Genomic DNA, 15,337 nt, shown 5'->3' with positions numbered 1-15,337 from the left:
CAATAATGGCATTCATTGCGGAAAATCTCGCGCCCATCATGTTTGCGGCGCTCATCATCGTGCTGTTGCTCGGCTATCCCGTGGCTTTTGCTCTGGCCTTTGTCGGCTTTTTCTTCGGCTTTATCGGGATAGAACTCGGCCTGCTGCCAGCAACGCTGTTCCAGGCCATCCCCGATCGCATATTTGGCCAGATGTCGAACGAAACGCTGCTGGCGATACCGTTCTTCACCTTCATGGGGCTCATTCTTGAAAAGAGCGGTATGGCGGAGGACTTGCTGGATACGATCGGCCAGCTGTTTGGCCCGGTCCGCGGCGGCATTGCGTTTGCCGTCATCTTCGTCGGGGCAATTCTGGCCGCCACCACCGGCGTCGTCGCCGCCTCGGTTATCTCGATGGGCCTCATCTCGCTTCCCATCATGTTGCGCTATGGCTATGACCGCAAGGTTGCCGCCGGCACGATCGCGGCTTCCGGCACATTGGCGCAGATCATCCCGCCCAGCCTCGTGTTAATCGTGCTGGCCGACCAGCTCGGTCGTTCGGTGGGCGACATGTACAAGGGCGCGCTGGTCCCGGGTCTCATGCTCGTGGCAGCCTATACGCTCTATATCATCGTGACCTCGATCATCAGCCCCGCGAAAGTCCCGGCCCTGCCGCTGGAGGCGCGGACCCTGCGCGGCACCAAGCTGCTGTTCAAGGTCATCACCTCGCTGGTGCCGCCGCTCGTACTGATATTCCTCGTGCTCGGCACAATCTTCCTCGGTATCGCCACCCCCACGGAAGGCGGCGCCATGGGTGCTGTCGGCGCGCTCGCCCTTGCGCTTGCCAACCGCAAGCTCAATTTCGGTCTGATCCAGCAATCGCTCCACGCCACGGCAAAGCTGTCGTCCTTCGTGCTACTCATCCTGCTCGGCGCGCGCGTCTTTTCCCTGACCTTCTATGGCGTGAACGGCCACGTCTGGGTCGAGCATCTGATGACTTCCATTCCGGGCGGTGAGATCGGCTTCCTGATCGTCGCCAACCTGCTGGTGTTTTTCCTGGCCTTCTTTCTCGACTATTTCGAGCTGGCCTTCATCATCATCCCGCTGCTGGCGCCGGTCGCCGATGCGCTTGGCATCGACCTGATCTGGTTTGGCGTGATGCTGGCGGTCAACATGCAGACGTCGTTCATGCACCCGCCCTTCGGTTTTTCGCTATTCTTCCTGCGATCCGTCGCACCGACGCGGGCCTATAAGGACCGGATCACGGGACAGACGATACAGCCGGTCACCTCGTCCCAGATCTACCTGGGCGCCATTCCCTATCTGTTCATCCAGCTGACCATGGTCGTCATCATCATCACGTTCCCCGGCATCGTGATGCACTACAAGTCAGGCGCCAAGCAGGTCGACCCTTCCGCCGTCCATATCAATGTACCGATGCCCAGCATCGGCACGGACGCCGATCCCTTCGCCAATCCTTTCTCGGCACCCGGCAACAGCGCACCGAGCTTCGGAAAGCCGTCTACCCCATGACAATCGGTCGGGCGCAAAAGCGCCCGCCGCAACAAAAATCGCTGACGTTCAATAGGAGGAGGTAATCTATGAAGGTCAACCCAGGTCGCAGACAACTCTTGTCGGGCGGCGTACTTGCAGGGGCTGCTGCGGCTGCTTCGGCACTTGCGACACCCGCCATAGCCCAGTCTTTGCCAACCGTTCGCTGGCGTCTCACGTCCGGCTTCCCGAACAATCTGGACACGATCTATGGCGGCGCCGTCGTCATGGCCAATGCATTGAAGGCCATTACAGGCGGCAAGTTCGAAATCCAGGTCTTCCAGGCCGGTGAAATCGTTCCCGGCGCCCAGGCCATCGACGCCGTAAAAGCCAATACCGTCGAGATTTCCCATACCTGCGGCTACTATTTCACCGGGAAAGATCCGACATTCGCCATCGGTTCGACCATCCCCTTCGGCCTGAACGCCCGCCAGCAGAACGCATGGCTTTACCACGGCGGCGGCAACGAGGCTTACAATGAATTCCTTTCCGACTACGGCGTCATCGGCATTCCCGGTGGAGCAACGGGCGCCCAGATGGGCGGCTGGTATCGCAAGGAGATCAAGAGCGTCGAGGATATCAAGGGCCTCAAGATGCGTATTGCCGGCGTCGCGGGGCAGGTGCTCGCCAAACTTGGCGCGGTGCCGCAGCAGCTTCCGGGCGGCGACATTTATCCGGCGCTGGAACGGGGCACCATAGATGCCGCAGAGTGGGTCGGTCCCTATGACGACGAAAAGCTCGGCTTCTACCAGATCGCGCCATACTATTATTACCCCGCGTTCTGGGAGGGTGGGTTGACGATCCACTTCTTCGTCAACAAGGACCAATATGCAGCACTGCCTGATGAATACAAGGCAGCGCTCGACACCGCCTGCAAAGCCGCCAACATCAACATGCAGGCGCTTTACGACGTCAAGAACAAGGATGCGATCCGCTCGCTGGTTTCCAAGGGCACGCAGCTTCGTCCGCTGCCCCGCGATGTGCTCGACGCCGCCTATAAGGCGACCTTCGAGCTTTATGACGAGTACACGCAGAAGCATCCCACATGGGCCAAGATCTATCCGGGCTGGAAGAAGTTCCGCGACGAGAGCTTCGAATGGTTCCGCGTTGCCGAGTATACCTATGACAGCTACGGCTATGCCATGCAGACGGCCGGCAAATAAGCCGACATAGAACTTTACCAAGGCCCTTGGATGGCGACATTCAGGGGCCTTTGGCCTTTGCGGCTATTCTTTGATAAGCCCGTTATCGATCGCATAGCGGATGAGACCGGCAGTCGTCGCTATATCCAGCTTCCTCTTGATGTTCTTGCGGTGGGTTTCCATCGTGCGCTCGGCGATGTCGAGCGCAAGCGCAGCGTCACGATTGCTCTTTCCGCGCGCAATCAGCAGCAGAACTTCCTGCTCGCGCGTCGTCAGCGCCTTCAGCCTGCCGGAAGACCCCTCCATCAGCACATCGCGAACACCCGAGGAAAAATAGGTGCCGCCGGCAGCCACCGTTTCGATTGCCGCGACTATTTCTTCGGTCGCCACGTCCTTCAGAATGTAACCGGCCGCACCATACATGACCGAGGTCGATATATATTCCCGGCTGTCATGCATCGACAGCATCAGCACCCGGGCGGAAAGCTGCTTTTCCTTGAAGAGTTCCAGGGCGTCGATGCCATTGATCTGCGGCATGTTGATATCCATCAGCACCACATCGGGCCGCGTGGCGACAGTCGCGTCGATACCGGCCATGGCGGACGCCGCGGTTCCAACGACTGCGAGATGCTCGTACGTCTCGAGCACGGCCCTCAACCCATCCAGAACCAGAGGATGGTTATCGATCAGCAGCACACGAATCGGATGAACGGTCACTCGGCGGCCTCCTGTAAGCCGCTATTGCTGTCCTTCATGGCGGTGATGGGCAGCACCGCCCGCAGAATGGTTCCCCTGGCGGAGCTTTCGACATCCAGCCTGCCCCCGAAATGCGTCAAACGTTCCTGCATGTTTCTCAAACCGAGCCCCTTGCTTGCCGGCATCCCGTTCTCGGTCCTAACCGCCGGAAAGCCGCGGCCATTGTCGCTGACATCCATCTGGACCCGTTCATCGCGACTGGAAAACCTGATGGCGACCTGCGTCGCATCCGCATGGCGCTCGATATTGGTCAACGCCTCCTGTGCGACACGGTAGAGCGCAACCCGTGCCTCCGGGACAAGCATATGCTTGAAGGCCACGGATTCAAGCGTTGCCGCAATTCCCGTGCGTTCGGAAAAACTCGAGATCAGCGATTCCAGAGCTGCTGTCAGCCCCAGATCGTCAAGGACACGCGGGCGAAGATCGTGCGAGATGCGGCGGACTTCCTTGATTGCTTCATTCAGCGCAATGGCGCCTTTGCCGATTGCCTCGACAGCACCGGCATTATCCGGCGTGACCTTGCGTCGCGCCAGATCGATCGCAAAACGCACGCCGACGAGATTTTGGGAAATGCCGTCATGCAGTTCCCGCGCAATGCGCAGGCGCTCCTCCTCCTGGGTATCGATGATCCTTTGCATCAATTCCTTGAGCCGGCCATCCGCCAGCCGCTGCTGACGCAGATTGAGCAGCATACAGGTGGCAAACACCAACAATACGGCGGGAACCGCAAACAGGGCGACGATCAGGAAGTTCCAGGTGATTGAATGCCGCAACTCCTCCTTCGCCGCCGCCGTCGTCGCAAACACGTCGTCGAGGTAAACGCCTGTACCAATCATCCAGCGCCATTTGTCGAGGCCGGCCGCAAAGGAAAGTTTGTCGGCCATTTTTTTGGTGGAAGGCTTTTCCCACTTGTACTGGACCAGCCCTCCCCCCTTTTTCGCCTCGACGATGAGATCATAGATTACCCGGTTACCATCGGGATCATGGAGATCCAGCCAATTGTTCCCCGGACGGAAATTCTGTCGCGGATGGACCACGTTCAGCCCGTCATAGTCATAGACGAAGAAATAGCCGTCAGTACCGTAGTCGAGACCGGTCAGGATGCGCTTGACTTCTTCCTTCGCAGCCTCGTCATCAGGCCCTGCCCGGTCATAGACTGAGCGGATCGCCGAAAGGGCAAGATTGGTGAGGTTGAGGAGTTCAGCCTCCTTTGCAGCAAGCATGTTCCGCTCGAACGCATCGATGCTCGTGCGCGCAAGCGTCATTGACTGCCACGTGATCAACGCGGTGATAATGATAATCACAAGAACAAGAGGCCCGATGGCCAACGCAAGAATCTGGCTCCTGAGTCTCATGCGGCCCCTCCGACACATTCGCTCTCGTGTAGGCTCACCTAACAATACTTCGTGCGGTAAGTCGAGCCTATCGGAACTGGATGGGGTGGGACGTCACCACAGTGGCTGACCCGGCTTCGACGCTGGATTTGGGCAGTACCGAGCAACATGTGGGCATCGCCGTCTCAGTCTCGCGCTCCGTCTATGAATATCGCAACCTGAACACATCCCTTCGGGAACATCGGCAGGGACCAAGGCGAGCGAAGGTGCCGCCCTAGTTCTTCGTCTCCCCAATCGAGACCGTCGCAGTCCGTCCCGCAACCAGCCGAACCGTTGTCGGGGCGTCGTCGATCTCGATCCGCACCGGAATTCTCTGGGCCAGTCGGACCCATGAGAATGTCGGCGCCACGCTTGCCAGCGAGCCGGCAGTATCGCTTCTTTCCCTATCCTCGATCCCCGCAGCAATTCCGGCGACGTGTCCGGTGACCGATTGAGCTTCGCCCATGATATTGATCGTAACTGGATCACCGATGTGGATTCTCGGCAGTTTTGTCTCTTCAAAATACCCTGCAAGGTAGATGGATTCTTTTTCCATAAGGACGCCCACGGCAGTTCCAGCCACGACATAGTTACCCCTGCGCAGGGAAAAATTCGTAATCGCCCCGGATGCCGGCGCCCTCACCGTTGTTCGTTCAAGGTTCAGCTTTGCCAGATCCCGCGCGACCAGTGCAGATCGATAGGCGGCCTCTGCCTGATACATCCGGCTTTCTGCTTGCTGCCGCTCCTTGAGGCTGGCTGCTTCCTTTGAGGCAAGCAGTTGATATCGTTCGAAATCGGTTTTCGCCAGCTCCGCCGCCGCCCTCGTCCCTGTTACCTGCGCTTCTGCCTCGCGCAGCGCAAGTTCGAAGCGATCCGTTTCGATGCGAAACAATGGCGTTCCTTTCTCAACCTGTGCATTGTCGGACACCAGAACCTCGGTGACAGGCCCGGAAACATCCGGTGCAAGCCGAACGATATCCGCCCGGAGATGGGCGTCACGCGTCCATGGCGCTTCCATGTAGAAGGACCACAGGTGCCAGCCCAACACCACAGCGCAACCCGTCATGGACAGGGTCAGAAGGACTTGACCCGCGGTGAACGTCAGATTTTTCATCATCATCAAAACCAGTCGATAGCGGCAGAAAATCCGCCGAAAAGAGTAATGTACAGGGCGAGGTTGAACAGAGAGCGGTGCCAAACCGCCCGGTAAAAACCGATCTTGCCGAGAAGGGAAGCGAGAACGCGTAACCCGACATAAGCAAACAGGGCGAGCGCTGCGGACGACGGCAAAAAGACGCCATAAAGATCGAGTTCTCCCATCATGCAGCGTTCCTTTCCGAAACCGGAATTCCGGGAACAGGCCTGTCAGCCTCCGGAGCTATGCAAAGGCGAAGAGCGACGGCTTGCAGCAGAAGCTCGATATCCATGTCGGTGGTGGCCGTAGTCGAAAGGATCAGATCATCGAGCGCCCGCAAGGCGTTTTCCAGCGAAGCCCCTCGTTCAGCCGGAAGGCCGTCATATAAGGGCGCGACTGCGCGGAAGACCGGTTCCACGGTGAGGCGGAGACCCTCCGAAACTTCTGCAATGAGCTCCTGCATAGCGACCAGATGCAGCCCCACCCGGATATCCCTTAAAAGGTCGCGATCATAGACCTCCGAGGTCGGCGGGAGTCTTGCCGCTCGTGAGGCGAACAGGCCGGCAACGTCAATCATGCGATGTCGCGTGACAAGACCATCGGCGTGTTTGCCAAAAGCGATATTTGCGACATGTCTCCGGGTAACGGAAAAAAGCCGTCTGGCATTTGTTTCGGTTTGCACGGATCGAAAGATGCCGCAGACCGCTATCGTCCAGACCATTGCCAGCATGGTCGCGGCCGCCGCATTCGTGAATGTGGCAAAATCGGATCCTGGATGTGCCTGGAGCGTGAGAAGAAGAGGGAAATTGATGCAGAGCCCCATACCAACCAGCGCAAGCGAGGGCACTGCGAGACATATGCCCGCGGGTATCAAAAACAATCCAAGAGCAGCGACAAGTGGCGCAAAACCGTCGATGAGCGGAAGGATCGCAAAGCCGTAGATGAATGTGGCAATGGCGGCGCCGATCGTCACATTGGCAAATTTGCGCATGGCAGGGACCGGGTCGTCCATCGTGGCAAGGAGGCAGCAAAGGACGCCCGATATCTGGGCGAGGGTCATTCCGTCGGACCAGCCGGTTGCGATCCAGAAGAAGAGTGACGTCGCAACGCAGATCGCGACTGTCAGCGATGACAGCAACGCCATTCCGATATCACGATGCGGTGCGGGCGTTCTCTCAGGAGCGCGGGCCGCTCTTGCTCCACTTTCATCTTCAATGGATTTTCGAAGAGTGAGGCACTCCGCAGAAAGTCGAGAAACAGTCCGCAGCTCGCGGGCATAATTGGCGAGAAGAAGTTTTTCCCATGTCGGAGGCGCGGCGAAAGAGGCGATTGCATCGATCGCGATCGTCCGGGAGGAGCTTTTCGGATCAGAACCCGCCTCCCTGATCATCGCCAATGCCTTTTCGTGGCCGCAGGGGTCTAGCCTGCCCAGTGATCGTCGCAAATCCTCCAGCTCGCTCAGCAACGGGAGGAAGGACACCATCCGATGATGCAGCGACTTCACCAGTGCCACTCTATTTCGGTATCTGGATCCGTCATATTGAAGATGAACCGCAAACGAACGCAGATCGGCCGCCTCCGCAGCCAGTGCGCTGCGCTCCATCCTGCTTTGGCTTCCTTCCAACTCGCCGGCAGTTATCGCTTCGAGGAGCTTCCGCACCCTCGCCATCCAGCCGTCGATCCGGTTGAGAAGAGTTGTTCCTACGTGAACCGGAAAAACAATGTGGCTGACGATCGAGGCGCATATGATCGCGAGCCCGATCTCCTCTGTGCGGGAAACGACAATATCGAAAGCGTTTGCCGGAGTGTTGACCAGCGGCAATCCCGCAAGAAGCACGGTATAGCCCGCCAACAGCGAAACATAACTGCGAGGCGTGCGATCAAGCAGACTGAAGAAGGTGCATGCAGAAACCCATACGACGATCGCGCCGGAGAGCAATATCGGCTCGTTCACAAGGTTCGGGACCATGAGAATTGTCGCGCCACCCCCAATCAGTGTTCCGAGAAGCCGATAGACCGACTTTGACGAGATCGCGCCGGAGAGCGGGTGGGCGACAATATAAACGGTTGCAACTGCCCAGTACGGCCGGTTCAGATCAAAACTGAGGGCTACGAGATATGCCAGCATGGCTGCGCCGAACGTCTTCAGCGAAAAGATCACGTTCCCCCTGGTAACGACTGGTCGGACACTCAAATGTCATCTCCCGGCCTGGAGATGTTCTGCTCCGCGCCTTGTTCATCACAGGTGACGCTGTTCGGCAGGCCATAGATCGCTGGCGAGACATAACAAAAGAACGGTGCGGCGAGGCAGGCGTGCAGGTAGGCTTCGGCCTGGTCCGTGCACGCACCGGTAGACACGGCCCCCGGTTGACGGCCGAGAAGCGCGCGGGCTTTCGAAAGGAGACCGGTCGTGATTCTTTTAAAGCGGCCGGCGCGCGGCGACTTTGTCCGCGTTCGGGGTGGAGTCAAAATGCAAAGACTGCGAGGCTCTTTGAGGGGCAAACGAATTTCAGTCCTGACAATGTCAGACCACCAACGGTCGTCGAATTTTTGAAGTGCCATGATCGTTCTCCAGCCTGTTCGCCGGGTGTGACCCTATCGACAAAGCACGCGGAAGAATTTAGATATACCATCAGATGATCACTAAATTCCACCAGTCGCAAATATCCCTCTCCGGCGCCTTGGCCGACCACGAGCTCGAAAGCTCCCCTGCGCCCGCGCGCGCAGTCAGGATCGACGTGTCGCAAAACGAACGCGAGGCGCCCGAACATCAACACCGCAAGGGCCAGCTCGTCATGCCCCTGCGCGGTGGTGTGACATGCAGGGTTCCGAGCGGCATGTGGATGGTTCCGCCTCACTGCGGCGTCTGGGTGCCAGGAGGCATGCCTCACAGCAATGTCGCCACTGCCAACGCGCGCTTGTTCTTCCTGTTCGTTGAACCGGGGGCTGCCGATCTGCCGAACCGGTGTTGCACGCTTTCCCTCTCGCCACTCGTCAGGGAACTCATCATCGAGATGGCCGATCAGTCCGAGGTTGCGACGGCTCACTCGGAACTCGTGACGACGCTGCTTCTGTCGGCCTTGTCACGGATGCCGGTAGAGTATCTTCATCTGCCGCTGACGGATGAATCGCGGCTTGTGCAGATTGCGTCGGAACTGGCGAATAACCCGTCCGACCGCAGTACGATGGCGCAGTGGGCAACGCGAGTGGCGATGAGCGAGAATTCGCTCGCACGTCTCGTTCAGCAGGAGACCGGCCTTACCTTTGGCCGCTGGCGCCAACAGTTGCAATTGATCGTCGCAATCCGAAGCCTTTCAGCAGGGGCGACAGTACAGCAGGTTTCGGGCGACCTCGGATATGAATCGGTGTCGGCGTTCATTACCATGTTCAAGAAGGCTCTCGGAACGTCACCATCAAGATATCTAAGAAACTTCGACCGCTAAAAGTCACGAAAACGGACGGGCAGTCCAGAGGAGATAAAACATGTTCACCCACGTCATGATCGGCAGCAACGATCTGGAGCGCGCGAGAGATTTCTATGATGCCACCTTCGTCGCTCTGGGCGGCAAGCCCGGCGAGATGGACGCCAGAGGCCGACTGATCTACGCCCATGAAGGAGGGCGGCTGATGATCACGACACCCATTGACGGCAAACCGGCGACCGCTGCCAACGGTGGAACAATCGGTATCGCGGCGACGACCCCCGACCACGTCCTGGCGTGGCACGCCGCCGGTGTCGCACACGGCGGAACGGCAATCGAGAGCCCGCCCACGGCACGTCCGAACGGGGCGTTCGTTGCATATCTTCGTGACCCCGACGGAAATAAACTGACTGCAAGGACGCCTCAGACGCAATGAGGCAGACAGCCCCATACACGGTTGGTTTCATGAAATAGAGTTAATCGGTGGTGGGTCCTGATCGGAATTTAATGGGCCAGTTGATCGCGCAAGCGGGGCGTAATCCAATCCAGGAAGCATCGAACCTTCGTTGGCAATGGATCGGCTGGTCCGTAGACGACATTCACGGGTAGCGGGGCCGGCGCAAACTCCACAAGTACTTCCTGCAGGGCGCCAGAACGTAACTGGTCTGCAATCTGGTAGGAGAGTACGCGGATGATGCCGATACCCGATACGGCCGCCTGAATTGCGGCCTCTGTCGTGTTGACCGCAAGCCTCGGGCGGGGTTCGACATTGAAGGTCGCCCCGTCGCGGCGATAACGCACTTCAGGCGCGGTCGCGAAGCCCTGAAAGCTTATACCGTCGTGCCGGACGAGGTCCTCGGGGTCAAGCGGAACGCCCCGCCGGGTGAGATAGTCAGGGCTGGCGCACACGACCCGGCGGACTGCACCAACACGTGTTGCGATCAGCGCGCTATCGGTCAGATGTCCGATGCGAAGGGCGATATCAACATGGTCGTCCGACAGACTTATCTGGCGGTCCGTCAGCGTCAGCCGCATATCGATTTCGGGTTGCTCCTTGAGGAATTCCAGTGCAATTGGCAAAACGTGACGCTCGCCGAAAATAATTGACGCGGTTACATGCAGCCCTCCGCGCAGCGCGCCGTAGTCGCCGCTGGCCTGCCGCTCTGCCGCCTCCAGTTCCTCCAAAATACGCCGTGACGCGGCGACGTAATTTCGTCCTTCATCCGTCAAGGTCAGGCCGCGGCGCGTACGCAGCACCAGACGGGCGCCAAGGTGCTTTTCGAGGTCGGCGACCTTGCGGCTGACCGTGGCGAGCGGCGCCTGCAAACGCCGTGCCCCCGCCGAGAGGCTGCCGGCGTCGACCACCGCGAGCAGGACTGACATCGCTTCGAACCGATCCATTCTATCCTTCCATAAAATGAGAGGGAATCTCCCAGAATCGCAGGATACCGTATCAGTTTTGGATATCCTAGTTTTCATGATGTCGAGGGACCTTCCCTCATCGCCAGAACAAGGAGAAAGACGTCATGCCCAATCTTTCGCGCCGTGCCTTTGCCAGCGCTCTTCCTTTTGGCCTCCTCGGGGGAGGACTGATCCATGGCGCGCAGGCCCTTGCCGCAACACCGGAACCGGTCACGACGCTGGCCAGCGTAACGCCGCTGGCGCAGATCCGGATCGGCCGCTTCACGGTGACCGCGCTGGCGGACGGCTATGCAGATATGCCCTACACCTTTTTTCCCGGGCGTGACCCGGCCGAGGTGGAACGGCAGGCAGTCGCCCAGTTCACCGCCAGGCCAAGCGGGGTGCGGTTTCTGTTCAACCAGTATCTTGTCGACGATGGCCAACGTCGCATCCTGATTGATGCAGGCGCAGCGGGCTCCATCGGGCAAACCGGCAACCTGCCGCAAGCCCTCGCCAGGCTTGGTCTGCAGCTTGATCGGATCGATGCGGTCATCGTGACGCACATGCATCAGGACCACATGGGCGGCCTGATCGCCGGCGGCAAGAACAATTACCCGAATGCGGAGGTCTATATTGATCGGCGCGACGTCAGGCATTGGACTGACCCCGCCAAGCGCAGCGGCGCACCCGAATTCCTCCAGACGAGCTTTCAGATGGCGGAAGAGGTCGTGCGACTCTACCCCAGACTTCAAGCGATCGATGGAGAGCGTGAAATTATGCCCGGCGTAACGATTGTCGACCTGACCGGCCACACGCCCGGCCATATCGGCGTTCGGGTGGAAGATGAGGGAAAGAGCCTTATCATGGTCTCAGACATGATCTTCCCTGTCGTACATCCAGCAGCGACCGACGTGTTCTTTCTGTTCGAGCAGGACCAGGCAGCCGCCAAGGCAATGCGTGACCGCTTTTTCCCTCGCGCCGCGTCGGAAGGCGCACTGATTGCCGCCACGCACATGCCGTTTCCGGGGTTGGGCCATGTCGTTGCCGACCGTGGACAAATCCGTTGGCAGGTTGCGGATTGGGCTTTGCAAGACTGAGGCCGGTTTCGGCCGCCTGGAGAGGCAGATGGAAAATGAGCAAATATCTTGATATTGCAACAACGTCCTCCGTGGCGGCCGCACAGGATCACTACGGAAGCGCCGAACAATGGGCGCGCATTGCCGCGCGCGGTGGCGCCGATGAGACGCCCGCAAGCCAGCGCCTCGGCCCCGCAGAAGCAGCCTTCATTCGGGAACGCGACGGTTTTTATCTCGCCAGTGTTTCAGAAACGGGCTGGCCTTACGTCCAGTACCGGGGCGGGCCGGCCGGTTTCCTCACCACACTCGACCCGACACTGCTGGGTTTTGCCGACTTTCGCGGTAACCGGCAATATATCACGACGGGCAATGTGCAGGTGAACGATCGCGTCTCGCTGTTTCTGATGGATTACGCGCATCAGCGCCGCCTGAAGATTTTCGCCCGTATGCGGATCATCGACGCAGCAGATGATCCATTGCTGGCAAAGAGGTTGACCATGCCAGACTACCCTGCCCGGGTGGAACGTCTTGTCCTCATCGCCGTGGAGGCATTCGACTGGAACTGCCCCCAGCATATAACGCCGCGCTTCACACTTGCCGAGCTGGAACGTTGGCGCATGGACTGACCAGCGCCGCGTTTTCAGGGCTTCGGGAATTTTGTCGAGCCGACGGGGACGGGACATAACCCGCTTCGTCCATCCCCGCGTGTATGTAGGACGATCCGGTCAGGATTGGACTCACTGGTTTTCCGGAGTTCATGCTGCAGCCTTTGATACGAACGGGAATTCTCTACCGTTCCCCGGACATCCGAGGGGCGCATTTGTTGCCTCGTGCGACATTGAATATCGGTCATGCGCGTCTCGCCCAAGACGCTTTCATGCGATCGTCTAAATACTGAGATAAATATTGACGATTGAGACATTGATGTGGTCTATTCTTCTTTTCGTCGTTAGGTCAAAAAGGGGAACAAAATGACCATTGACACTGCGTATCGTGAGGAAGTGACTTCATCGAGTCCGAGTGAAGTGGATGGAAAGGCCAAGAAGGCGATGCTGGGCGCCGCTATCGGTTATGCGATGGACGGGTTCGATCTGCTGATCCTCGGGTTTATGTTGAAAGCGATTTCGAGCGACCTCTCCCTGAGCCCGGGTCAGGCGGCATCGCTCGTTACCGCGACGCTCATTGGCGCCGTCATCGGGGGCGTTCTGTTTGGCATGCTGTCCGACAGACTGGGCCGTGTTAAAGTTCTGACCTGGACCATCGTGCTTTTTGCCGTCTTCACTGGACTTTGCGCCCTTGCACAGGGCTATTGGGACCTTCTTTTCTACCGGACGATGGCCGGCCTCGGCCTTGGCGGTGAGTTCGGCATCGGGATGGCCTTGGTGGCCGAGGCCTGGCCGGCAAACAAGCGCGCCAGGGCGTCATCCTATGTCGGTCTGGGGTGGCAGCTTGGTGTCCTGGCAGCGGCGATTGTGACGCCAATGCTCTTGCCTGTGATCGGGTGGCGGGGGATGTTCGCGATCGGGATTTTCCCGGCTGTCGTTGCCTATTTCATTCGAAACTCCTTGCACGAGCCCGAGGTTTTTGTCGCAAACAAAGCCGGAAAATCTACCAAATCCTCGCTTCGACTTCTGGTGAAGGACTGGGACACCACAAAACTCAGTATCGGGATGGCTATTCTCTGCTCGGTTCAGAATTTCGGCTATTACGGCGTCATGATCTGGCTCCCGAATTATCTTGCTACCCGGTTTGGCTTTGCACTGACACAATCGGCGATCTGGACGACCGTGACGATTGCGGGGATGGCGCTGGGCATTTTTATGTTTGGTCACATTGCAGACCGGATCGGTCGTCGTCCTGCCTTCTTCGGGTACATGTTCATGGCCGCTGTTATGGTCGTGATCTACTCGCAACTGACCGACCCATATGAATTGCTGGTGGCAGGTGCAGTCATGGGATTCTTCGTCAACGGAATGCTTGGCGGTTACGGCGCCCTTATCAGCGAGCTTTTTCCGACCGCGGCCCGCGCTACCGCACAAAATGTCCTCTTTAATGTCGGACGTGGTGTCGGTGGATTTGGTCCTGTCGTGGTTGGCACTATTGCTTCGTTCTACGGATTTGAACTGGCGATCGCGCTGTTAGCGACGTTGTATATTCTCGACATGGTCGCCATGTGGCTCCTGATCCCGGAACGGCGCGGACGTGAGCTTTCCTGACGATTGAGCGAGCATCAACGGCTGCAAATTCGACACCCTGCCGCAGAACGCGGCAGGGTGAACCCGACTGGCAAGCGGAGCGAAATGCTGAAATGATGCCGCCCATGCGGCGTTTTCGGCGCAACAGGAAGATGCATTGATTTTTTTCGCAGCATAATTCCCGCCTGCCCGTCACTGCAAGGTTCAACGGTCGTCCCATCGAGCGATTGTTTGGCGGTATTTTATCGGGGGGTCTAGAAGTTTAGATTTGTATAAATACCATGCAGGCATTGTGGCATGTTGCCCCGATCCTTCCGGTATGCGAACGGTATCGCTCATGTATTAGTCTTTGAAAGTTGGCGGCGGCATCAGGATGACTGACGAAACTGCATATGATGATGTAATTCGGATCGACGAGATTGGTGCGCGATTGCAGGCCTATCGTATCGGTCACGGTCTTTCGCCGGAGGAAATGGCGAAACGTCTCGGCATTTCCCGTGCCGCCCTTTATCGCGCGGAGAAAGGGGAGATTCTCAAGATAGAGCTGCTCGTCAGCATCACCAAGGTGTTGGGCGTTTCTATCCAGAGCCTCCTTGGCGTTGACATTGAATATATTGACACCGCCGGCTCCTTCTTTGAGCGCATGCGTCAGCTCGAGGAGAAGAGCGAGCAGATCATCGGTTTTTTTGGCCCGATCTCTTATCTGCTGACCTCCGAAGTCTACGATGAGATGCTTCAGGAGGTCTTCCTCGATACAGCTCCCATGGATGACGCGACCAAAGACGCAATCCGCCGGTTGATCGATACGTTGAAGGGACGAAAGAAAAACTACCGATTGCGCCGGCCTTTGCTCGTTAGCCTGATCGCCTCCTCAGATCTTGAGCGTTTCCTTCTCCATGGCCTGATTGGTCGCCAGGATTTGCCGGAAGAAGTTCAGAGGCGCCGCCGTGTCATGGCATGCCGGGAAGTGCGCCACATCAGCAGCCTGTTTCGAAAGCAGCCCCTGGGGGTGCAACTGGGGATTCTTCCGCAATCGGTCCCCTCGACCAGCTTCCAGATTTTTCGTCAGGCCGATCACTCGGTGTTGGCGATCAGTCCGTTCCGTTTGGGGGAGCAGCCAAATATTCGCGTCGGGGTCGGTCTGATAACCACCTCCCAGGACGGCGTGCGACTGCATGAAGACATTTCACGTCAAATGTGGGAGCAGGCGCTGAAGGCGACCGAAGCGGCGGACTTCATCGATAATCTGATAGCCAAATACGGTTTGGACGACGACCGGTAGGGTCGAGTGGAACCTCCGGTCTTTCG

At 58.3% G+C, this 15,337-nt stretch carries 15 protein-coding genes; 8 read left to right on the top strand and 7 right to left on the bottom strand.

Annotation, left to right across the window (positions count from 1 at the left end; genetic code table 11):
• Window positions 1–2: 2 nt before the first annotated feature.
• Window positions 3–1,511, top strand: coding sequence for a TRAP transporter large permease (locus WDZ78_RS17635; protein ID WP_051091639.1), 1,509 nt, complete (start codon window positions 3–5; stop codon window positions 1,509–1,511).
• 68 nt (window positions 1,512–1,579) lie between these two features.
• Window positions 1,580–2,692 carry a TRAP transporter substrate-binding protein gene (locus WDZ78_RS17630; protein WP_026363625.1) on the top strand — a complete coding sequence of 371 codons (1,113 nt, stop codon included), beginning with the start codon at window positions 1,580–1,582 and terminating at the stop codon, window positions 2,690–2,692.
• Window positions 2,693–2,755: 63 nt separating this feature from the next.
• Here WDZ78_RS17630 and WDZ78_RS17625 read toward each other — a convergent pair whose 3' ends face one another.
• From WDZ78_RS17625 to WDZ78_RS17600, 6 genes are all read right to left on the bottom strand, one after another.
• Complete coding sequence (locus WDZ78_RS17625) at window positions 2,756–3,388, bottom strand: response regulator (RefSeq protein WP_026363624.1); 633 nt, start codon at window positions 3,386–3,388, stop codon at window positions 2,756–2,758.
• A complete protein-coding gene (locus WDZ78_RS17620) occupies window positions 3,385–4,782 on the bottom strand; it encodes a cache domain-containing protein (RefSeq protein WP_026363623.1) in 1,398 nt (465 codons plus the stop codon). The genes WDZ78_RS17625 and WDZ78_RS17620 overlap by 4 nt, the downstream gene beginning before the upstream one ends.
• Window positions 4,783–5,035: 253 nt before the next feature.
• Window positions 5,036–5,914, bottom strand: coding sequence for an efflux RND transporter periplasmic adaptor subunit (locus WDZ78_RS17615; protein ID WP_026363622.1), 879 nt, complete (start codon window positions 5,912–5,914; stop codon window positions 5,036–5,038).
• Window positions 5,915–5,919: 5 nt separating this feature from the next.
• Window positions 5,920–6,123, bottom strand: coding sequence for a DUF1656 domain-containing protein (locus WDZ78_RS17610; protein ID WP_026363621.1), 204 nt, complete (start codon window positions 6,121–6,123; stop codon window positions 5,920–5,922).
• Window positions 6,120–8,129 carry an FUSC family protein gene (locus WDZ78_RS17605; protein WP_425673747.1) on the bottom strand — a complete coding sequence of 670 codons (2,010 nt, stop codon included), beginning with the start codon at window positions 8,127–8,129 and terminating at the stop codon, window positions 6,120–6,122. The genes WDZ78_RS17610 and WDZ78_RS17605 overlap by 4 nt, the downstream gene beginning before the upstream one ends.
• Window positions 8,126–8,497: a hypothetical protein gene (locus WDZ78_RS17600; protein ID WP_026363619.1), complete on the bottom strand. Its 372-nt coding sequence runs from the start codon at window positions 8,495–8,497 to the stop codon at window positions 8,126–8,128. Before WDZ78_RS17600 ends, WDZ78_RS17605 begins: the two co-directional genes overlap by 4 nt.
• Before the next feature lie 74 nt (window positions 8,498–8,571).
• Here WDZ78_RS17600 and WDZ78_RS17595 point away from each other — a divergent pair, with 74 nt between their 5' ends.
• Together WDZ78_RS17595 and WDZ78_RS17590 are read left to right on the top strand one after the other, a co-directional pair.
• Window positions 8,572–9,378 (top strand): AraC family transcriptional regulator, encoded by an 807-nt coding sequence (locus tag WDZ78_RS17595; protein ID WP_020010264.1) that lies wholly within the window; start codon window positions 8,572–8,574, stop codon window positions 9,376–9,378.
• A 40-nt stretch (window positions 9,379–9,418) separates the two neighbouring features.
• A complete protein-coding gene (locus tag WDZ78_RS17590) occupies window positions 9,419–9,793 on the top strand; it encodes a VOC family protein (RefSeq protein WP_026363618.1) in 375 nt (124 codons plus the stop codon).
• Window positions 9,794–9,861: 68 nt separating this feature from the next.
• Here WDZ78_RS17590 and WDZ78_RS17585 read toward each other — a convergent pair whose 3' ends face one another.
• Complete coding sequence (locus WDZ78_RS17585) at window positions 9,862–10,758, bottom strand: LysR family transcriptional regulator (RefSeq protein WP_425673746.1); 897 nt, start codon at window positions 10,756–10,758, stop codon at window positions 9,862–9,864.
• Between the two features lie 125 nt (window positions 10,759–10,883).
• On the opposite strand from WDZ78_RS17585, the gene WDZ78_RS17580 reads away from it, so the two are divergent.
• The 4 genes from WDZ78_RS17580 to WDZ78_RS17565 all read left to right on the top strand — a co-directional run bounded on the left by WDZ78_RS17580 (window position 10,884) and on the right by WDZ78_RS17565 (window position 15,311).
• Complete coding sequence (locus WDZ78_RS17580) at window positions 10,884–11,855, top strand: MBL fold metallo-hydrolase (RefSeq protein WP_425673745.1); 972 nt, start codon at window positions 10,884–10,886, stop codon at window positions 11,853–11,855.
• A gap of 35 nt (window positions 11,856–11,890) precedes the next feature.
• A complete protein-coding gene (locus tag WDZ78_RS17575; RefSeq protein WP_425673744.1) occupies window positions 11,891–12,460 on the top strand; it encodes a pyridoxamine 5'-phosphate oxidase family protein in 570 nt (189 codons plus the stop codon).
• A gap of 345 nt (window positions 12,461–12,805) precedes the next feature.
• Entirely contained in the window at window positions 12,806–14,050 is a 1,245-nt protein-coding gene (locus WDZ78_RS17570; RefSeq protein WP_020010259.1) for an MFS transporter, read from the top strand.
• A gap of 352 nt (window positions 14,051–14,402) precedes the next feature.
• Window positions 14,403–15,311 (top strand): helix-turn-helix domain-containing protein, encoded by a 909-nt coding sequence (locus WDZ78_RS17565; protein ID WP_425673743.1) that lies wholly within the window; start codon window positions 14,403–14,405, stop codon window positions 15,309–15,311.
• The last annotated feature ends 26 nt before the right edge of the window (window positions 15,312–15,337 follow it).

Origin of the sequence: Agrobacterium sp. M50-1, assembly GCF_049843495.1 — a bacterium.
Lineage (GTDB): Bacteria > Pseudomonadota > Alphaproteobacteria > Rhizobiales > Rhizobiaceae > Agrobacterium > Agrobacterium radiobacter.
The sequence above is the reverse complement of the archived record's forward strand: the minus strand, read 5'-3'. Positions and strand labels throughout refer to the sequence as shown.